We start from the raw sequence: 20,085 nt of genomic DNA, 5'->3' as shown, positions 1-20,085 counted from the left end.
CGTTGCATGCGCAAATACTAGTGCCTGAATTTTCTGCCTCCACGGCACTATGCACTATAAGTCTATCTCCATCTGTCAGGACGACTGAACGCCAGCAACGAAAAAACACCGCACTGCGCAATCGGGAACAAAGTCGCGGCAGAGCTGATGAAATTGCCAGACGCGTTCAGCCCGTCTCTGTGATCAAAGGGCGGAAAATCTAGGCGCGAGTGTGGACACTCCCGAAAGCACAGCACAAACCCATGGACTTTCTTTGTGAACGAGCTGACCTGGGCGAGAGGCCACCAAAACTCAGAAAATAGGATGCAATCCTACGGACGCAACCAACGCGACATAGCAATCACTATATCCTTAGTTGTTAGAAAGATTGGAGATTTCCGATTTGCGGTTAAACTGAATTATGAAAGCGATCACAGGGAAGCAAATGAGAACTTGGCTGTTTAGGATAATTGGACTCGTTGCGCTACTCGCTTTTGCAGCAATCGCTTTTGTTTGGTTGCTACTTGCTGCGCCGTTGTTCTCAGATATGCGACGCAACCTTGTGGAAAAGGCTCTTTCGGAACAAATTGGGCAGCCGCTTCTGGTCAACGACGATGTGAGCGTCGCACTAGGTCGCATTACCCACATCTATGTCGGCGGCGTGGTCATCCCGAGCGAGACACTGCCAGAGACCTCTCTTGCAGAATTGAAACTGCTTGAACTGGAACTGGACGTTGCCGCCTTGGCCAACGGACGTCTGCACTTTGACAACCTTTTGGTGGACGGTCTTCAGGCTAACTTTCTTACAGCCACGGATGGGACAACAAGCTGGCGAAAAAGCCGACCAATGCCAACGCCTCAAACCAACGGGTCGCTTGCAGAGGACAATCAGGATGCTGAGGCCGAACTCGAAACGTCCGAAGTTGGTGGCAAAGAAAACAGTGGGATTCTTACTTTTCTCAGCGACAAGAACGTCAATTTCACATCAATCGGGTTAAACATCGACGACAAGGTCTCGGGCTTCTCATTTGTGTTTGACCTTCAGTCGCTTGCGCTTGAACAAGTAGATAACGGAAAAAGAACAAAGGTCTCTGGTTCCGGCTCGGTCAACGGTCAAGGTTTTGAAATCAAGGGCGACTATCCCCATGACGCGCCGTTTACGACGAGAGCCAACTTTGGAGAAATGACTGTCCGCTACGATGGCGAGCCATTCGCGGAAGACGAAGGTGGCGGTTATCGGGCTGTCCTGGAGATGGATACTGGCGAATTCGGTGACTTTCTCGATGTCATGGGATTGGAACGCGTTCTGGAAGGTAATGGCCAGTTGCAAGCTGAGCTTGTGTCTCAGGACGCCCTAAAGATCGAAGCATTTACTACAACCGTAAGCCTTGAAGATGGGCAAAAACTCGAAGCTGAAGGTTCGATAGATGACCTCTATACAGCTAAAGGCGTCGATCTGCTTTTCAATGCGCGCCTTCACCCAGAGGGGCAGCCGCCTCAAGCAGCAAAGAGTATCCAAGATCTGAAGTTCACTGGCTTTGAAATGCATATGGTTGGATCCCTCGCCTCCTTCGAATTCGAGAAATTACTGTTCGAAACCAACGCCTTTGACCAAGGGTTGGACGTGATCGGCCCAGCCTCTATCGAGAGCATTCGCCGCATGCCGGATGGCCGCCTCGCGATGTTGGGCATTACCTTGCAAGCCGGCCCAATTGAGGAGCCGTTTCTGAAAGCTGAAGGCGAAGTACTCGACCTGCTTCAGCTTCAGGACGTGAGCTTCGATGGCATGCTGAATGGGCCTGCCAAGTTGATTTTGCCCAATCTCGACGAAGGTTTTGTCGACCAGTTTGGCGGTATTAAGGCGGACTTCAGCATATCCAATGCGGGAGGCCCGGTATCACTAAATAGGTTCAACGCGACCAGCTATGACACCGATCTTTGGGCGCTCGACCTTGCGTTGTCGGTCAATGAGCTCAAAGGGCTGGCCGGGCTTGATTTCGACGTGAACCTGGATGTGGGCGATGGTGCTCAATTTCTGAACGCGCTCAACCTGCAACCTATCGAAATTGGCGCACTCGGCATTGATGCTGAAACCTCAAAGCAGGGCGAGGACTTTAATGCTGCAATCGAGTTCGAAGCTGGCTCCTCGCAGCTTCTAGCGGCTTTCGATGCAAAATTTCCGGATGGCTCTTCTGTTGTTCGCGGCAACGTTACCAGCGAGAGGCTCGATCTCAACGACCTGAAGAACCTGACTGCCGTGCTGGACCAATTCAAAAGCCTGGTAGGGGAAACCCCAAAAGAACCTGAAGCCGAAGTTCAGCCTTTGGTTTTGTCGAAGGAGACAAACGTCCAGCCCTTGGTGTTGCCAAAGGAAAAAGGGAAGCCTGCCGATCTTCTGGATGTGCAACGCGTGCTGCGAGAAGCTGACGTCGAGGTACAGATCGAATTCAAAGAGATTGTAGGCCAGCAAGGCGTAACATCTGTTTCCAGCCAATTGTCTGCAAAAGACGGAACCGTGGATTTCGGACCTCTTCAGATGGCTTATGGCGGCGGAACCTTCAGCCTGCGGGCGGTCATGGATCTGATTGACTCACCTGATTGGCTTTCATTGTCGGGGTCGACCTCAGGGTGGGAGTTCGGTGAGATCCTTGATGAGTTAGGGATTGGAATTGATGCCTACGGGCGTTTGAGTGGTGAATTCAACGTTTCGGGTAGTACCGCCTCGGGCAAGGCCTTCATCAACTCCATGCGCGGCAAAGCGTCTTTGTCGATGTCGCAAGGTTACATTAGTACCAGTCTCCTTGAGTTGGCCGGGCTAGGTATTTTCCCTTGGCTGTTTTCAGAAGAGTTCAGACAAGGCTACACCGACATCACTTGCGTGGTTGCTCCGGTTGATATTCAGGCCGGGCGGGTCAGTTCAAACTCCATCGTCATTGAAACAGCATCTGTTCAGTTGGTGGCCAGGGGACAAGTGGACTGGCTGAACGATACGATTGCAATACGAGCGGAGCCACGGCGCGTGGGCAAACCCCTTTCCCGCAGCGCTTGGCCGTTTGATGTGACAGGTAAGCTTTCATCACCGAAGTTCAAGCTGGATGTGGGCGGGTCTAGGAACAAGGCTCCAGAGGGCGCTGATGCAATGCCAGTAAACAGGCAACCTTGCGTGCCAGACATCAACCAATTGCAGTAATCGGTCGCGACCTAATTCTTCAGCGGATCTGGCTGCTCCGCCTGACACGCCAGAACGGCCTCAATGGCTTTTGCGGATCCGCTTAAATCGAGTTCGACTTCGGCTCCGCTTTCGCCAATGATCGTAACGCTTTGGCGTTTTCCAAACTCGGTTACAAATGCCGGATTGTCGAAAAAGGCGTAGCCACCGGGCACGCCATTCTTGTAGACACCTACGGCCTCACCTTCGAACTGCGCATCACCAAAATCAAATCTTACTATGCCTGTCGCACCGTCCTCGACTTGAACCCAGGCCGGATTGTAGGCGGCAAAAAAGCCGCCAGCCTGGTTTGGTGCAGCGCCAATTTCTACTGTCATATCGTCTTCAAAGGCTCTCCATGCGAGACAACCGTTGCCTTTTTCTGGATCGATGAGAATTGCCCAGTCGCCGGACTCACCCCACTGTTCCATCCCGGCTGCGTGAACAAACCCAGGCAGAAGCACTGCAGTTGCGGAAAGTACCCACTTGATCATCCGGAGCCTCGCTGAGTTCTGAAGATTTCTTGTTTGATTCTAATCATTGCTCAATATCAATCAATCCAATCCGACGACGGCGGTGTTGCGTTTTTGAAGTTTCATAGATGACCCTGACGAGTTGTTAGTCAGATATGTGAGCAAGCTCACACTCAATCAGCTGAAGGTATTTTGGGTTCCGGTGGGTCAGCGATGTAAGACGGAGTCATTATTTGAGTTTCGTTTTCATTAAAAACATCGACAATGTTCTCGCGAAGATCCGACAAAATTTTGGTAAACTCGATCCACGAGAAGTGTACGCGTTGATTTCATAGTTGATCGCGTAATCTGCCAACTGGGTCCAAAGCACATATGGCTCTGGGCTCTTTCTCAACCCTTGCGTTCGGTGTGCCGCCTCAATCAGCATCGCTTTGATTTTCTTGGGAGGCTCCTCGTAGCCAATCCTCACCGTCGTGTGCACCAATAGCCCCCGACCATCCACTTTTCGTGAGTAGTTCACAACTTCGGAATTGAGCAGCTGGGCATTTGGAATACATATCATCTCGTTTTTGATCGATTTGATGAGTGTTTCCATCAGTTTGATCTCTGTTACGTCGCCGATCTTGTCACCGACCTTAAGCCACAGGAGCTGGTTTGTTCGATGGGTTCTCTGTGGCACGCAAACTTATGGGCAAATCGTGCAAAGTTATGCATAAACAAAGCGCAGAGTTATGGGCAATCTTCCAAGATTTTCTTCAATGAAATAAATGTTGGGAATGCAGCGTAATAAGCGGATTTACACATGCGTAGGTGCGCGCATAGCACTGCGGATACCCCATAGTTTTGCGGTATCCGCCCATAGTTCTGCGGGTTAGTTGGTTGGTTTTGAACGGGTGGCTCGGCGTTGGCGTGTCTTCATCGAATCGGCCATACTGTCATGCAGGCGGGCCTGCTCAAATCGAAAAGTGGCTACAGGGAAGCCACCCGATATCTACCTGATGGTACATCGCCCGCCGTTCTTCATGGGAAGCAAGCTCGGTGTGAAGCTGGAATGGCGCTTGAGGAAAACAAAGAACTCGCCCAAGGGCGAGGCACTGGCCAGGCATCTTCTGGCAGAGTGGGATCTGGAACTTGGTCGGTTGATCGTCTTGATGAAAGCCGGGTTCCATTGGATCGTGGGCTCTACTTCTCCTGCCGCCCCGGCGATCAAGACAGGGTCACGGTGAGAATTTTCATGAAATGGCTCAAATCGTTTTAAGCTCTGGTTCCGGCCCAAGCCTCGGGAATGCCGTTATTGGTCAATGCCTTGCGAAGGCCCGTCTGGTTTGCATATCGGAAATTGCAAGCCTGCTTGCGGGGCCTCTATGGGCTGCAATCGGTCACTGTGTCAAAACAGGCAGCTTAATCCTTTGGATCTTTCCAGATGGACCCTTTGGCAAGTCTTGCAACAAGTGCACCTTATCAGGTGATTTGAAGGCACCCAGCCGTTGGACGCATATCGCGATGAGTTGGTCGGATGAAACGCTTGACCCGGTTCGCAATTTGACGGCGGCCTCAACGCGTTCACCGTAGGTTTTGCAAGGGCGTGCAAATGCGGCAGCCTCGATCACGTCAGGGTGCGAATATAGAGCTTCGTCGATTTCACGAGGGGCGATGTTTTCTCCGCCCTTTATGATCAGCTCTTTCAAACGGCCGGTCACGAAGAAGTACCCGTCTTCGTCCATATGCCCTAGGTCTCCGGTGCGCAGCCAGCCATCGGGCGTGAATGTCGCGCGCGTGGCATCCGGGTTCTTCAGATATTCTCTCATCAAATTGGGGCCGCGTACGGCGATTTCGCCCTTGGTGTTTGGCGGCAGGGGGGTCAGATCTGCCGACAGGATACATGCCTCGTTGCCGTAAGCTTTGCCCGGCGACCCAATCTTGCGGACGCCCGGCGGCAGCGGGTTGGACAAGATCTGTGCGGCTGTTTCCGTCAGGCCCATTGTTTCGACGATGGGGACTTCAAAACGGGTTTCGAACGCGGTTTGTACATCTGGTGCAAGCGGCGAGGATGCCGAGCGGCCGAAACGAAGGCGTGCTCTGGTTTCCTGCGCGGGTGTCAATTCGGAATGCAGCAAGTGCGAAATGATGGTCGGCACCACCGAAAACCACGTGGTTTTGGCGCTCTGGCACTGGTCCCAGAATTTGCGCGTTGAAAACTTTTCGGCCACGGCCAGGGAACCGCCGGAAACAAGCGCGCTCAGCACGGTCACGCAGAGCCCGTTGATGTGATAGATCGGAAGCACGCAAAGACCACGATCCGCCGGTGTCAGCTTGTGCGCAACGGTAGGGGTCCATCCGCCTGCCAGCAGGCTGAAGTGACTGTGCACGACCCCCTTCGGGCGACCGGTTGTCCCTGAGGTATACATGAGCAGCGCGTCGTCATCGGGACCAAGCGCATGGAGATCAGGGGCCCTATCGAAACGAGAGGCTGAATACCGCGTCATCTCTTTGGGGCGAACTCTGTCGAACAGATCGGCCTGCGCGTCGCCGACAAACGCAATTCGTGCGTCGCAATGGCCCAGCGCATATCCAATGGCCTCGTCCCCGGCGACAAGGTTTATGACCGTTGCGCGGAACCCGCCATAGAGCACGCCGTAAAGGCATTCGATCGCCTCGCGCCCATTTGGTTGAAGGATGGCAACGCTGGCCCCCTTGTCCAATCCCTGCGCGGTCAGATTTTCGGCCAGTTTTCGTGCCCGATCCCTCAAGGATGACCAGGTTAGCGCAGCTTCTCCGTCGAAAAACAGATAAGCATCACGATCACCGATGGTGCTTGCGCGTTCGTCCAGCCAGCTGCGGATTGTCCCTCCTGGGGGCGTCTGATCGTCCATACTCATGTCCCCGCATCAGCCCAATAATCCGCGAAGATATCTTCGACGGAAGGTTCGATTGCCGGGATTTCACGGATGACTTTGGTGCTTTGGACAAAGTGTTTCCAATGCAGGTTCTCATCAATCGCATTGCCACCCCAGCTGCCACACCCCATCGAAAGCGAGAAAGGCATGCCGTTGTTGAATGACCCTCCGGTCGCAAAGGTGTGAGCCTGATTGACGATTACGCGGCAGGTGGGCATCGAGGCACCCAACGCCACCGCACGGGCATCATCGGCGGTGTGTATCCCGATGGAATGCCCCGCGCCCTGATACCGCAAGATTTGAGCGGCAATGGCTTGGGCGTCCTCGAAATCGTTTGCACGATAGAGCGCAGCCACGCGGCTTAGTTTCTCACCCGAAAGCGGATGATCCGGACCGATCCCCTTGGTTTCAACTGCAAGGAACCTTGTGTTTTCAGGCACCTGACCAACCATGCCCAGTGCCTTGATCATCTTGTCGGCGTCCTGTGCGATCACTTCGCGGCTCAGATGCCCATCCGGCCAAAGCTTTGAGACGATCTGGTTTTCGTCCTTCACCAATGCGCCTCCTTCATCGGCAAGGGCTGCGACGAAATCATCATAGATTGCGTCGACGGCGATGAATGCGTTCTCGGACGAACAGGAGGTCGCATTGTCGAAAGTCTTGGAGGCCGTGATCTTCCGGGCAGCGGCCTTCAGGTCAGCTGTCTCATCGACGATCACGGTGACATTGCCCGCACCGACGGCCACCGCAGGGGTGCCGCATGTCTGTGCGCGGTGCACATTGTTTTGACTGCCGGTGCAGATCACCCGGTCGCAGAGCTCCATCATCGCCTGAGTCTTGGCCTTGGAACCCGGCGGGGGAATCATCTGGACCAGATCGTGATCCAGCCCCAGTTTGTCGAACTCGGCATGAATGTAACGCAAAAGCAGCTCGCAGCTTGCAACGCCTTTGGGTGACGGGGCGACAACAACCGAGTTGCCGCATTTCAACGCGTTGATGATGTTGTTGGCGGGTGTGGCTGCCGGGTTCGTCGACGGCACCACGGCGCCAATCACCCCGATTGGGCGCGCAATCTCGGTGATGCCGGTACTTGCATCCTCATGGATGATCCCATGGGTTCTGACGTCTTTTATGTCGCGCATCAGGCCAAGGGTCTTGCGATGGTTCTTGATCACCTTGTCCGGCACGTTGCCCAGTCCTGTCGTCTTGACCGCAAGTTCGGCCAAAGCCCTGTTGCGTGAAGGCTCCATGATCGCCCAGGCGGCGGCAGCTGCTGCGCGGTCATAGCGCGTCTGGCTGGCGCCGGTTTCGTATTCTTTCTGAGCGGTGCGCGCACGGGTCATGATCAAACTGACTTGGGCGATGTCATCATGTGCATTCATCATTGAATTCCTATTGGTGGGGACAGGGCGGAAACCGCCCCATCCTGTGCCACTGCTCAAATCGTTACAGACCGGCCAGAAGCTCTTGCAGGGTTTCCTGACGTGCGGCCCACATCTGTTGAACCTCTTCGCGGGTCATGACGTGCATGGGTGATCCACCGGCTTTCATTTTTCCTGCTACCCGCGCGTTTTTGAACATTTCCGGGACTGTAGCGGCCAGTTTGTCGATGACCTCTGGCGGGGTGCCCTTGGGGACCATGACGCCGCGGAAATTCACGCTGGCATTGTCGATGTCAAAGCCTTGCTCTTTCAGTGTGGGGACGTCCGGCAGGAACGCGCTGCGTTCCAGATCGAACACGCCAAGGATTTTGACATTTCCGGCTTCCTGTGCGCGGAACGCATCGGACAGGTTGTTCACGCCGCCCATGACGTCGCCTGCAATCACGGCTTTCATGGCCGCCGCACCGCCGCCCTTGGTCGGGATGTACGCCATTTTGACCCCGGCTTCCTTCTCAAGCTGCAAAGCGGCGATGTGGTGCCCGACGAACAGGCCCGCACCCGAAAAGGTCAGCTTCCCCGGGTTTTCCTTGGCATAGTTCACCACCTCCTGCATGGAATTGAAGGGGCTGTCCTTGGCCACGACGAATACCGCAGGATCCGCCCCCCAGTTGGCGATGGGCTCAAAGCTGTCTGCCGAGTATTCAACGCCGCCCTTGATCGACTGGGCGATGAAATGCGGGATGTTGTAAGCCGCCAGCGTATAGCCATCAGCCTCGGCCTGTGTCGCAAACCAGTTCCAGCCGACACGGCCACCGGCCCCCGGCTTGTTGATGATCGCGATGGGCATTCCAAGCGCGTCTTCATTTCCTGCAGTCATGGTGACGATGCGCGCCTGAAAGTCGGTGGCGCCACCCGCACCGTAACTGACCATCATCATGATCGGGCGTTCGGGGTAGTCCTGCGCGACGGCCGCGCCACCGGTCAGGGACATCAGCGCCAGTGCAGCGCCTGCCAGTAGATGTTTCATTTCAGATCCTCCCTTGGATTTGCGTAAGCCGCTTTTCGCGCAGTCTTTTTCAGAAAAATACTTCTCGTGGCGTGTAAACTTTGAGGAGCATGGCGAAGAGCCCATACATTACGGCCAAATACCCGATCGTGATGATCACACGCCTGGTCCAGGTTTTGATTTCGCCATGCGGTGCAGGGTCATAGAAGCTGAGCAGCAAGAAGAATGTGATCGTTCCGGCGGTGTAAAACCCAAGCGCCTTGGCGGCCCAAAAGATGTAGATGAGCGCGATAATCAGTCCTGGCAGAAGCCAAATGAAATCCTTGCGCGAGACGCCGTTGCCCACCTTGGTCCAGCCCAGAAGCGCCTTGGCAAGCGTCCACAGGGCCAGAACGACAAACACAGTCGAAATCAGGCGTGGGAACAAGAAAGCTTCGGCCGGTTGCTGGGTATAGCTGACCCATGCCACCCAGATCCCGACGGCAGCAATGACGCCGGACGCCACAATATGTTGCGCGCGTGGAAGACTGACGGAACTCATGCCATGATCTCCTCTTTTGATGTGTAGCGACGATTGCGAAGCTCCATCCAGACCGAATAGGCGATCGAAGCGATGACGATTGCGATCAGAACGATATTCAGCGTTCCGGTCAGGAAATAGCTGGCCATCCCTTCGCTGGCCCCTGCAATCATCGAACCTTGAATGAAGTTCGCCTCGGCAATCGGGCCAAGGATCAGGCCAAGCACCAGTGGCGCAGCTGAAAAGCCAAAACGCTCAAGAAAGTACATCATGACGCCAAGTGCCGCCATGACATAGACGTCGCCCATGCTGGACTGTACCGAATAGCTTCCGAAGACAGCCAGGCCCAGAACAACTGCGGCCATGACGCTCTGCGGTACCTGCGCCACCCGGGCGGCAAGGCCCGCGACATAAAGACCGAAGATGCACATCAACACCTGCCCGATCAGCATCGAATTTATGAAGGTCCAGGCAACATCCGGGTGGTTGTCGAAAAGGTCCGTGCCGGGAAAAATCCCGTGGATCAACAGGCCGCCCAGCAGCACCGCCGCAGTCGGCGACCCCGGGATCGAGAGCGTCAAAAGCGGAACAAGGCTGGGGCCGACCATGGCGTTGTTCGCGCTTTCCGCTGCGATCACGCCTTCGCTGTGGCCCTTTCCGAATTTCTCGCGCTCGGGACTGAACTTCTTGGTCTGGTCATAGGCGACCAAACCCGCGATCTGTCCACCGACGCCCGGGATCAGCCCGATGACCGAGCCGGTAATGGTGCCGATGCTCAGCGCCCTCGGGCGGCGCAGAAGCTCACGCACCGCATCCATGATCGAGTGCTTTTCGACTTCGATCACTTCGGCATTTGCCGTGTTGCGGCCCTTGGCGAACATGGTCAGGACCTGAGGAATTGCAAAAAGCCCGATGAGCGCGGCGATGATGTTGATGCCGCCACCAAGCGCCGGGTGGAAGATGAACCGTTGCGCGCCCATGATGTCATCGAACCCAATGGTCGCAAGCCAAAGACCGATGCATCCCGACAGCAACCCTTTGACAACGGATGCACTATCCAGCGATCCAATGACGGTTACGCCCAGGATGGCGAGCCAGAACAGGTGGCTTGGTCCAAAGGCCAACGCCCATTGCGCAAGAACCGGTGTCAGGAAGATGAGCAGAAGCACTCCGATCACCCCCCCAACGGCAGACGCCAGAAAGCTCAGCTGCAACGCCTGTGCGCCCTTGCCCTGCTTGGCCATCGTATGCCCATCCAACGTCGTGGCGATGTTTGCGGGCGCTCCGGGAATTTTCAGAAGGATGGCGCTGACCGCGCCGCCGGCGACCGTCGAGGTATAGGCCGCGCCAAGAAGGATCAGCCCCTGAACGGGTGCCAGATGAAACGTGAATGGGATCAGCAGGGCCACGGCCATGGTGGGTGACAGTCCGGGGGTTGCCCCCAAAATCAGCCCGCCAATCGTTCCCAGGAGCAACAGCCCGAACGAGACCGGTGTGAAGACATCTCCGAAGTAATACAGAAATTCCACGTTGCATCCCTGTGTTTGTTTGCGCGTTGACATTTTAGGCTAAGAGATGAAAATAGTTTTGCAAATGTTTTCATAAATAGCCTCGATCGAATGAAAGTTGTGAATAAAAAACATATGGATAAGCCGGATATTGTCGCTGTCGCAAAGGCTGCCGGTGTTTCCATCTCGACGGTTTCGAGAAGCTTCAATCACCCGGAATTGCTCAAGCCGGCGACTCGGAAAAAGATTGACCGGGCGGTGCAGAAGCTTGGTTATATTCGCAACCGAGCCGCGCAAGTCATGCACGGCCGACGCAGCGGAACTGTCGGGCTGGTGGTTCCGACAATCGACAACGCCATCTTCGCCGAACTGATCCAATCCTTTTCGGATGGGCTGGACCAGCATGGTTTCACGATGTTGATTGCTTCGCACGGGTTCGATTTGGAGCGCGAATACAAGATGCTGCGCAAACTGATGGAGCATCGCGTTGACGGGCTTGCGCTTATCGGGCTTGAACACTCGGAATCGACGTATCAATTGATCGAACAACAGGGTGTTCCGACGATTGCAATCTGGAACTATGACGATGAAGCGCGATTGTCTTGCGTGGGTGTTCAGAATTCTGAAGCTGGCCGTTTGTCCGCACGCCACTTGCTGGATTTGGGACACCGCGACATAGGTTTGATCTTTCCCGACCCTGCCGGGAATGATCGCGCATATGACCGGTTGCACGGCGCCTTGGAAGAATTGGGATTGGAACGGATCGAGGTTCCCGAACAATGGCGCCTGGAAGCCCCCTATAGCATTTTGGAAGCCAAACGCGCCTGCATAAGCTTGTTGGATCATTCACCACGTCCTACCGCTATTTTATGCGGCAATGACATTATCGCTCAGGGCGTGCTGTACGCAGCAAAACACTGCGGTGTGCGTGTTCCTGAAGACCTGTCCGTCATGGGAATCGGAGATTTCAAAGGCTCAAGCGAAATCGAACCGTCCCTCTCGACCATTCGCATCCCAGCCAAGCGCATTGGCGCCCTGTCCGCAGAATTGATCACAAGCATTGTCGCAGAGCATTCCGAAAAGATCACGACGACCAAGTGCGACCTGAAAGTGCTGACCAGGGCATCGACGTCCACCCCATCAGGAGCGCCGTCCAGATAAATCTCGGGACTTCCTTAACCGAAACAAGTTCCGAGACCTGTATTTTGGACCGGGCGGTGTCGAAACATCAGCGCCGAAAGTCTGTTCTTCTGGTTTGTTGCCAATCAAATACCGATTTTGAGAAGGTCGGTATTCCGCGTCGACCGTGTTTTGCGCTTGTCGAAATACGCTCAAAGAAGTCCCTTGACCGAACATCTGGATCGCAGCATCGCCCATGACTCTTGAACGTTCGGCGCGGGGCTGTTCCGAGGCCACTTGATCTCTCTGAAGCGGCCAATCCATCAATCTTCGATCAGTGAAGAATCGTCGCCGTCGTTCGATGTTCTTTCGCGGCTTCCTGCCTTTCTGGATCGCCGTGGGCTCTTGGGAACATGGTCGTCGTTCAACGCTTTTTCGACCAGCCAAGTCGCGTGGTGATCCGGGAAACCATATGGGTTTCAATGCGCCCTTTCTGGATATGAAAAACCGTTGGCCGTCGTCCCACTTCTGACAAAAGTCTTCTTGGTCGTTGATCAGATATGATGGGGCTGACCCAAAGGCTGACAAAGCTCGGATTACTTTGGCGTCGAACTTGAGATCAAGAAGAGTTTCGGCCGAAATCTCATAGTCGACAATCAAACTGTTGGTGACGACAAGCAGCTTACCGTTGATCAGATGAACCCATTCCTCGACGGGATTCCCTTTTCGCTTCACAAAAAGGGAGCAAGAAGCTGAGGCCCTTGATCAAATCCGACGGCAAGGGAAACCTCTCTTCTCCCAGTCAAATCGACTGGACAGGCTGAGAGTACGGAATCGTGTTTTCCCACCTACTGAGCAAAGATGCCCCCTGTACGGCGGAACGCTAAAGCCCTGATGTAGCGGGATTTTGGCGCACCCTGGAAATTTTTCACTGAGTCGCCGGCACGTTTAAACGACGGGGCAACGAAACCGCGAACGTTAGAAAAACGTTTGAAAATTCGAAACGCACATCGCCAGCGATGCGAAATTATTTGTTCATTTTCAATGATTTCAAGTGGTGCCCCCACACGGACTCGAACCGCGGACCTACTGATTACAAATCAGTTGCTCTACCAGCTGAGCTATAGGGGCACTGGCTGTCGATTACTTCCTCTGGCAGTGGACTGCAAGCCTGAATTTTAGCCCAAACTTAGACATTGCCCGATTTCCTGAGAACGTGCAAAAAACGCTGAATTCATCCGTTGCAAATATCTCGCGTGTGGTAACGGACGCGGCTATGCAGAAAAGCCAAGGGGTAAAGGAAAAAATGCAGGTTGCCATCCACGCCGGTGTTGCCTTTTCGGATGAAGGGCTGGTGATGTCCTCGCTTGGTGCGAACAGGAGCGTACTGGCCAAGTACCGAACTGCGGTTCTGGGGCCGCGTCGGTCCCGGCTATTCGTCAAAGTGATGTCTGAATCGATTCTGCAGGATGTATCTGATGCAGACGCACGGAACAGATTGTCCGAGCTTGTTGCCGGAAACCAGAATCTGGACCGCGTGGTTGTGTCGAGCGACAAGTTCTTTGGCCCCAGGCGCACCGCGCTGCAAGACGGCCAGATCTATCCGTTTGCGGGGAATAGAACGGCCCATGCGGACACTCTGCTGGGCGGCGTGCAGGTTCAAGTGTTTGCAGGGCTGGTGAACCCCGGGGTTTTTATTCCAAAGATTCTGGCCTCGATCCATGAGGACCATCGGCGGGACATTCTGGCCAGCACCGATTTAAGCTGCCTCAGCTGGCTTGGCATGATCGAAGACCTGCGGGATCTTGCGCCTCAGGTTCAGCTCACCTTGTGGGAACACGAGAATTCGCCGCTTATCTGGGGCGATATCGTCCGCGCCATAGCGGGATTGCCTGATGAGGCTGTGCTTCATGAAGAGTTTGCATTCCTGTCCTCCCTTTTGACAGAAGCCGGACAACGTCATGTATTGGACATCGTGAGAAAAGGGGACGCCATCGATCCCGGCCGCCGACGTGAAGAGATGGCAAATATTCTGGACGAATACGCCCGACCGGAGCAGATCGAAGAAGAGCTCGACTTGCCGGGCTGGAATTCCGATATAGTTGAAGCGTTCACAGAGCTTTACGAGCAAGATCTGGCCACGATCCGGTCCATGCCGGACGTTCGTTTTTTGCAAATCTGATCGATTTGCGCAGTGCCGTTGGATTGGGTGCACAACTGCGCGAAGGAAACTTTTTCGACGATTCAAGCGTGAGGGCAGGAACGCATGCCAATTTGGGGCCCTGCCGAATATCAGGCCAGGAACTGGTGGTCTTGCGGCGACGCGTTGATATGTAAAATCCGGCCGATCAACGGATTAATCTGACGGACCATGGCGTTCGACCAAATCGATCATCCGGTTTGCCGCGGAATGGCAACATCTGACCGGTTCAATTGTTTGGCGCAATTCATCAGGCAGCAAAGTAGTCTCGCAATATCCCGTTGAACAGCTCGGCTTTTTCCAGATGCGTCGCATGTGCAGAGTTTGGTATCACCGCGAGGTTTGCATTCGGGATGGATTGCCACAACTGTTCCGTCTGACTCCATGGGTAGGTGCGATCACGATCCCCCCAGATAATCAGCGTCTTGGTCTTGATTGCCGGCAGGTTTTCAGCGCCGCTCCAGGAGTGCATCGCATCCAATCCAGCGAGCATGGCCTTCAGGTTGCTTTTCTGGGCTATCGTGGCGCAAAGTTCATATTCCAAAGCATTTTCGCGTTCGAGAAACCAGGTTGCCGCAATCCGCCGCGCCGTCACTTTCGGCCCGTCTGCACAGGCACGGGTTTTCGAGGTGTCGATGGTCTCAAACCGCCCGGGCAGCACACCGACGGAGCCGGTGCCATAAAGAACCAAACGGTCAACACGCTCGGGCGCGCGCGCAACCATTTCCTGCGCGACCATTCCACCCATCGAGTGACCAACCAGGTGGAATGTCTCGATGTCGCGCGCCTTCAGCTCATTCAGCGCCCAGTCCGCGAATCCCGAGATGCTGCAAAACGCGTCACGTTGCGCATTTTCGCCAAAACCCGGCAGATCCAGCGTGATGACATCGTAACCTTTCAGGGCCTCGACCTGCCGCTGCCATTGCCGACTGCCGCCCAGGAACCCATGAACAAACACGATGGGTGTCATTTCCGGCCGCCCTGTACAATCCGATCGAGGATCATGGCACAGAACAGGATTGAGAACCCCGCAAGAATACCCTGGCCCACATTCGCGTATTGCAACGCTTCAAGAACATCCTCGCCCAGCCCTTTGGCACCGATCAGAGACGCAACAACAACCATTGCCAGTGACAACATGATTGTCTGATTGATCCCCGCCCGGATCGACGGGCTTGCCAGCGGCAAGTCGACTTTGGTGAGCAGGTACCATTTGTTGGCGCCGAAACTGATCGCCGCCTCGCGCACGCTTTCGGGCACGCCACGCAAGCCGAGAACGGTCAGGCGCACCACGGGCGTACCACCGAAAATCATCGTGACCACAACCGCCGCCGGCTTGCCGACACCAAAAAACGCGATCACGGGGACCATGAAAACAAAGGCGGGCATGGTTTGCATGAAATCCATGATCGGCTGGATGAAAGCGTAGAACCGAGGGCGACGCGCCGCGAACATGCCCAGTGGAATTCCGATGACAATCGACAGGCATGCCGCTGTCCCCAACAAGGCCAGCGTGGTCATTGCGCCCTCCCAAAAGCCCAACAGCCCCATATAGGCCAGAAACGCGCCCGAATAGATTGCCGTGCTGACACCCGCAGTCAGCCATGTCAGCAGAATGATGAGACTGGCGATCACGATCCAAGGCGTCTGCACCAAGATGACCTCAAGCGCGTCCAGCAGGGTACGGATGCCGAATGTCAGCCCGTCAAAGAACGCTTCGCTGTTGCGCACGCACCAGGCGATGAAATCTTCCACCCAGGTGATGCTGGTCAGGCGGATATTGGGGTCTGTCGGGAAATGGCTGAGCAACGAGAAACGCCCCGGAAAGCTGTAATGCATCATCGCCGCAGCAACGATCAGCGCCATGAAGATCGCGCTGAACACGATCTGCGATACCGGCATTGCAGATCGGATTGAACGATCTGACAGCCATTCCGAGAAACGCGACTCGAGCGCCCAATTTGCCACCTGAGACTGAACAAGCTTGACGATGATCAGAATGAACAGGCCGGTCAGAACGATGTAAGGCCCTTCAGCGGCCATTGCTTCGGCTTCGGCGCGGATGCCGCCAATGTTTTCCTCGAGCGAGTCCACCGTCCGCTGGTAGACGTCGATCTTGTCCGAGTTGTTTTCGATGGCAGCGGCCAACTGCTGACGGCGCAGCTCAAGCGTCCCTTCAATTGACGCGATGCGTTCCATTGCCTCGGCCGTCAGGTCGCCGAACAACCCGCGCGCGATCTGCACATAGGCTATTGTTTCCAGGATCAGAAATGGCAACGCCCATGACCACAAGCCCCGCGCACCGAACCAGACCGGGCCAAACAACCCGGCCATCAGATTGAAAGTCGGCGTAAATCGGGACGACGCGCCGATCTTGTCGAAGTTGCGGATGTAATAGTCGGGGCTGGTGCGAACAAAGGCCCGGATGTTTTCGCGCCGCTCTTCGGCATATGCCTGGGCTGCTTCGCTCTCGGTATCTTCCAGCGGGTTCACATCTGAAGACCTCATGACACTTCGGTTCCTTCGATCACGGTGCGCAACAGATCGGCACGGGTTATGACGCCAACATCCTCGCCGCCGTCCTCCACAAGGATCGCGCTGTCGGTGTCGATTGCCAGATTGATCAGCGTGCTCAGGTTTTCGCCTTCATTCACACGCGGGGCATCCGAGGGCAGCGGACCGTGGGTCGCGACATGTTCCGGTATGGGCCGCATGACGGCGTGGGCACGCACCACCTTGAGCCTTGAGATACCCGCCACGAAATCGGCGACATAGTCGTCGGCGGGGTTCATGACGATGTCTTCGGCCGTCCCGATCTGCACCACCTTGCCGTCGCGCATGATTGCGATCCGGTTCCCGATGCGGACGGCTTCATCCAAATCATGGGTGATGAAGATCGTCGTCTTTTTCAGGATTTTGCTCAGTCGAATGAACTCATCCTGCAATTGCCGCCGGATCAACGGGTCCAACGCCGAGAACGGTTCGTCCATCAACAACACATCCGGGTTCGCTGCCAGTGCCCGGGCAAGGCCCACACGTTGCTGCATACCCCCGGACAGCTCGTGTGCGAATTTCGATCCCCAGGCTCCGAGTTCGACGATATCCAGAATAGCCGCGGCCTGACGCATGCGTTCATTTTTGCTGACCTGCCGGATCTCCAGCGGCATTGCGACATTGTCCAGCACAGACCGATGCGGCATCAGCGCAAAGTTCTGAAACACCATGCCAATCTTGTTGTTGCGAAACTGCTGAAGCTCTTTCGGGCCCAGGGCCATCACGTCAGTGCCTTCGATTTCGATCTTGCCTGCGGTGGGTTCCAACAGCCGGTTGAAATGGCGAACCAGAGTGGACTTCCCGCTGCCTGACAGGCCCATGATGCAGAATATCTCGCCCCGGTTGACCGAAAGACTGACATCCGCGACGCCGACAACGCAGTTGTATTCCGCCAGCACCTGGGCCTTGTCCAATCCACGGTCGCGGATTGCCTGCAACGCCACCTCGGGCCTGCCCCCGAAAATCTTCCAGACATTTGAGATTTCAATAACGGTGTCGTCGCTCATAAGTCCCCCAGAGGTGCGCATTTGGGTGGCGCCGTCCATTGCCGCCACCCTGTTTTGGGACGAAAGATCAGAGACCCAGCCAGGCGTCGACACGATCCGGGTTTGCTTCGACCCATTCACGGGCAACGTCCGCCGGGTCGCGGCCCTTGCCGCTGATCTCATAGGCGAACCCGCTGACATCATCCGCCGTCAATGCGAAATTCGCCAAGAAATCGGCAATCGCCGGAGAACGCTCTGGCAGCGTGTTGGACCACGCAATCTGCACGTTCTTGAGCGCGTCCTTGGTCGCAACATTGGATTTGTTGTACCAGTCCGGGTCATCAGACGGTTGGACCATCACGTATTTTGCCGGGTCGAATTGTGGCTCGGTCAACATCTGGACGTCGAACATGTACCAGACGGCATGCGGCTTGTAGCAATAAAAGGCGTAGCCTTCGCCCTTGGCGATGCTGTCCTTGATCCGCGCGGTTTTCACGCTTTCCTCGGCGCGTATCGGCTCAATGAAATCAAGCAGGCCGTAATCGCGGGTTTTGACTTCGTTCACGTTGGCCGAAGCCCAACCTGGCGCGCCAATCCACATTTCACCTTTGCCATTGCCGTCACTGTCCATCAATGCGGCCACATCCGGGCGGCCCAGATCGGCGATGTCGGTGATGTTGTTGGCTTCACCAAAGTCTTTGCTGACGCAGAAACCCTGATTACCCTCGTAGGGGTTCGATGACAGAGTGACGGTGCCCGCTTCGTCCACATATTTCTTGGTGAAGCTTTCCTGGTTGGGCAGCCAAACGTCGGGATGAACGTCGATATCGCCCTTGCCCTGATCCATCGCCTGAAAGATCGTGGCGTTGTTGCCGGGCACATATTCCACTTTGCCCCCGATGCGCATTTCCACGACCGCGCCCAGCACATGGGCAATCGCTTGTGCACCGGTCCAGGATGGCACGCCGATTTTCACCTCTTCGGCTGCGAATGCCGGTACAGCGCAGACGCTGATCACAGCAGCCATCCCCAGCTTTTTCAGATTGGTTCTCATGGTCTTCTCCTCTGTTGAAATGCGCCGTGGTTCGGCGTCGTTCTTTCCGTCGTTCGATTTTCCCGTCGCGCAATAGGGGCGCGCCAACATGTCTTTGGCGACACATTCGGACGGAAGGCTGAAACAAGACCAACCGCCAGACCCTGCCCGGAAGTCTAGAACAGGAGCTTTTCCGAGAGCCAATTCGAACATTTCATCAAACTATTCTTTTTCTGCATAATTTTCTGTATCCTTGCTGAAGATGCTCTTTCACAAGCGGGGATACGCATTGGATCTGAATTGGTTACGCGATTTTGAATGCCTCGCCCGGACCTTGAACTTCACCCGTGCGTCTGATGAACGTAACATCACGCAATCCGCATTCAGTCGCAGAATCAAAGCGTTGGAAAGCTGGGTGGGGCTGCCTTTGGTCAATCGGGCAACCTATCCGGTGCAATTGACCGAGGCCGGCAAACAATTCCTGCCTGTTGCGCAGGCGGCAATTTCACAGCTGTCTGAATCCCGCCAATCCCTGCGGGACGCCGACCGGGGCGACAGTCGGTTCATCCGGTTTTCGGTTCTGCACACCATTGCGGTTAATTTTTTGGCGACCCGCATAGAAGAGTTGCAGAAGCAGATCCCGGAATTGCGCACGCGCGTCCTGTCCGATTCTCTAAGCACCTGCTGTGATCTTTTGGTCGAAGGCGCGGTGGATATCCTGCTGTGCTACTATCACCATACTGTCTCGCCCATGATCGACGAAACCGCGTTCGAGCGTAAGGATCTGTTGAAGGACCGTCTGATACCGGTGGCTGCCGCACAGCCGGTTCGGACACTGGGTTGGGATTTGTCCCGGCAGGATGGCCCGCCGATCCCTTATCTGGCCTATGACCGATCGTCCTTCTTGGGCATGGTCGTTGAAAACACCGTTGACCGGAAACCCCAGAATACCGAAACGATATATGTCGATAGCCTCGTCGAAACGATCAAGCGAAGATTGATGACTGGCAGCGGATTTGCCTGGATGCCCGAAACGTCGATCTCGGCGGAGCTGGATCAGGGGTTGCTGGTGCCGATCGGTGACGATGCATGGTGTGCAACGTTGACGATTTCAGCCTTTTCCAATCCGGCCAGCTTGGATCAGATCGCGCACCAGCTTTGGCAGCGTTTGTGACCGGACGGATTCGTTTTGGCGCACCGACCGGCCGTTGAACGGAAAAT

At 55.3% G+C, this 20,085-nt stretch carries 16 protein-coding genes and 1 tRNA gene; 5 read left to right on the top strand and 12 right to left on the bottom strand.

Translation table 11 applies throughout. The annotated features are described in order from the left end of the window. The first annotated feature begins 400 nt into the window (after nucleotides 1-400). Entirely contained in the window at nucleotides 401-3,169 is a 2,769-nt protein-coding gene (locus ACR3E6_RS04100; RefSeq protein ID WP_480485985.1) for an AsmA family protein, read from the top strand. Between the two features lie 11 nt (nucleotides 3,170-3,180). Here the strand turns inward: ACR3E6_RS04100 and ACR3E6_RS04095 are convergent, their stop codons facing one another. Next, entirely contained in the window at nucleotides 3,181-3,681 is a 501-nt protein-coding gene (locus ACR3E6_RS04095; RefSeq protein WP_480485983.1) for a hypothetical protein, read from the bottom strand. Between the two features lie 208 nt (nucleotides 3,682-3,889). Beyond that, entirely contained in the window at nucleotides 3,890-4,255 is a 366-nt protein-coding gene (locus tag ACR3E6_RS04090; protein ID WP_480485981.1) for a hypothetical protein, read from the bottom strand. Between the two features lie 370 nt (nucleotides 4,256-4,625). Here ACR3E6_RS04090 and ACR3E6_RS04085 point away from each other — a divergent pair, with 370 nt between their 5' ends. Continuing rightward, on the top strand, nucleotides 4,626-4,886 hold the full coding sequence (locus tag ACR3E6_RS04085; RefSeq protein WP_480485979.1) for a hypothetical protein: 261 nt from the start codon (nucleotides 4,626-4,628) through the stop codon (nucleotides 4,884-4,886). A gap of 153 nt (nucleotides 4,887-5,039) precedes the next feature. Here ACR3E6_RS04085 and ACR3E6_RS04080 read toward each other — a convergent pair whose 3' ends face one another. From ACR3E6_RS04080 to ACR3E6_RS04060, 5 genes are all read right to left on the bottom strand, one after another. Next, a complete protein-coding gene (locus ACR3E6_RS04080; protein ID WP_480485977.1) occupies nucleotides 5,040-6,539 on the bottom strand; it encodes an AMP-binding protein in 1,500 nt (499 codons plus the stop codon). Further along, nucleotides 6,536-7,939 carry an acylating sulfoacetaldehyde dehydrogenase gene (gene sauS / locus ACR3E6_RS04075; RefSeq protein ID WP_480485975.1) on the bottom strand — a complete coding sequence of 468 codons (1,404 nt, stop codon included), beginning with the start codon at nucleotides 7,937-7,939 and terminating at the stop codon, nucleotides 6,536-6,538. Before sauS ends, ACR3E6_RS04080 begins: the two co-directional genes overlap by 4 nt. A 64-nt stretch (nucleotides 7,940-8,003) precedes the next feature. Continuing rightward, a complete protein-coding gene (locus ACR3E6_RS04070) occupies nucleotides 8,004-8,966 on the bottom strand; it encodes a tripartite tricarboxylate transporter substrate binding protein (RefSeq protein WP_171635713.1) in 963 nt (320 codons plus the stop codon). Between the two features lie 49 nt (nucleotides 8,967-9,015). Further along, entirely contained in the window at nucleotides 9,016-9,486 is a 471-nt protein-coding gene (locus tag ACR3E6_RS04065) for a tripartite tricarboxylate transporter TctB family protein (RefSeq protein WP_480485973.1), read from the bottom strand. Next, a complete protein-coding gene (locus ACR3E6_RS04060; RefSeq protein WP_171635718.1) occupies nucleotides 9,483-10,994 on the bottom strand; it encodes a tripartite tricarboxylate transporter permease in 1,512 nt (503 codons plus the stop codon). The genes ACR3E6_RS04065 and ACR3E6_RS04060 overlap by 4 nt, the downstream gene beginning before the upstream one ends. A gap of 114 nt (nucleotides 10,995-11,108) precedes the next feature. On the opposite strand from ACR3E6_RS04060, the gene ACR3E6_RS04055 reads away from it, so the two are divergent. After that, a complete protein-coding gene (locus tag ACR3E6_RS04055) occupies nucleotides 11,109-12,134 on the top strand; it encodes a LacI family DNA-binding transcriptional regulator (RefSeq protein WP_171724145.1) in 1,026 nt (341 codons plus the stop codon). 1,013 nt (nucleotides 12,135-13,147) lie between these two features. Here ACR3E6_RS04055 and ACR3E6_RS04050 read toward each other — a convergent pair. Then, a tRNA-Thr gene (locus ACR3E6_RS04050) sits at nucleotides 13,148-13,223 on the bottom strand. A 145-nt stretch (nucleotides 13,224-13,368) separates the two neighbouring features. Between ACR3E6_RS04050 and ACR3E6_RS04045 the strand changes: the two genes are divergently transcribed. Further along, nucleotides 13,369-14,274, top strand: coding sequence for a hypothetical protein (locus ACR3E6_RS04045; RefSeq protein WP_480485971.1), 906 nt, complete (start codon nucleotides 13,369-13,371; stop codon nucleotides 14,272-14,274). 268 nt (nucleotides 14,275-14,542) lie between these two features. Here the strand turns inward: ACR3E6_RS04045 and ACR3E6_RS04040 are convergent, their stop codons facing one another. The 4 genes from ACR3E6_RS04040 to ACR3E6_RS04025 all read right to left on the bottom strand — a co-directional run bounded on the left by ACR3E6_RS04040 (nucleotide 14,543) and on the right by ACR3E6_RS04025 (nucleotide 18,885). Further along, nucleotides 14,543-15,262 carry an alpha/beta fold hydrolase gene (locus ACR3E6_RS04040; protein WP_480485969.1) on the bottom strand — a complete coding sequence of 240 codons (720 nt, stop codon included), beginning with the start codon at nucleotides 15,260-15,262 and terminating at the stop codon, nucleotides 14,543-14,545. Beyond that, complete coding sequence (locus ACR3E6_RS04035; RefSeq protein ID WP_480485967.1) at nucleotides 15,259-16,800, bottom strand: ABC transporter permease; 1,542 nt, start codon at nucleotides 16,798-16,800, stop codon at nucleotides 15,259-15,261. The genes ACR3E6_RS04040 and ACR3E6_RS04035 overlap by 4 nt, the downstream gene beginning before the upstream one ends. Beyond that, nucleotides 16,797-17,852 carry a quaternary amine ABC transporter ATP-binding protein gene (locus ACR3E6_RS04030; RefSeq protein ID WP_209834135.1) on the bottom strand — a complete coding sequence of 352 codons (1,056 nt, stop codon included), beginning with the start codon at nucleotides 17,850-17,852 and terminating at the stop codon, nucleotides 16,797-16,799. The genes ACR3E6_RS04035 and ACR3E6_RS04030 overlap by 4 nt, the downstream gene beginning before the upstream one ends. A gap of 67 nt (nucleotides 17,853-17,919) precedes the next feature. Then, a complete protein-coding gene (locus ACR3E6_RS04025; protein ID WP_480485964.1) occupies nucleotides 17,920-18,885 on the bottom strand; it encodes an ABC transporter substrate-binding protein in 966 nt (321 codons plus the stop codon). Between the two features lie 241 nt (nucleotides 18,886-19,126). On the opposite strand from ACR3E6_RS04025, the gene ACR3E6_RS04020 reads away from it, so the two are divergent. Further along, nucleotides 19,127-20,038 (top strand): LysR family transcriptional regulator, encoded by a 912-nt coding sequence (locus ACR3E6_RS04020; RefSeq protein WP_480485962.1) that lies wholly within the window; start codon nucleotides 19,127-19,129, stop codon nucleotides 20,036-20,038. The last annotated feature ends 47 nt before the right edge of the window (nucleotides 20,039-20,085 follow it).

The sequence above is a fragment of the Ruegeria sp. AL3 genome (genome assembly GCF_056536065.1).
This window is presented reverse-complemented; position numbering and strand designations above follow the sequence as displayed.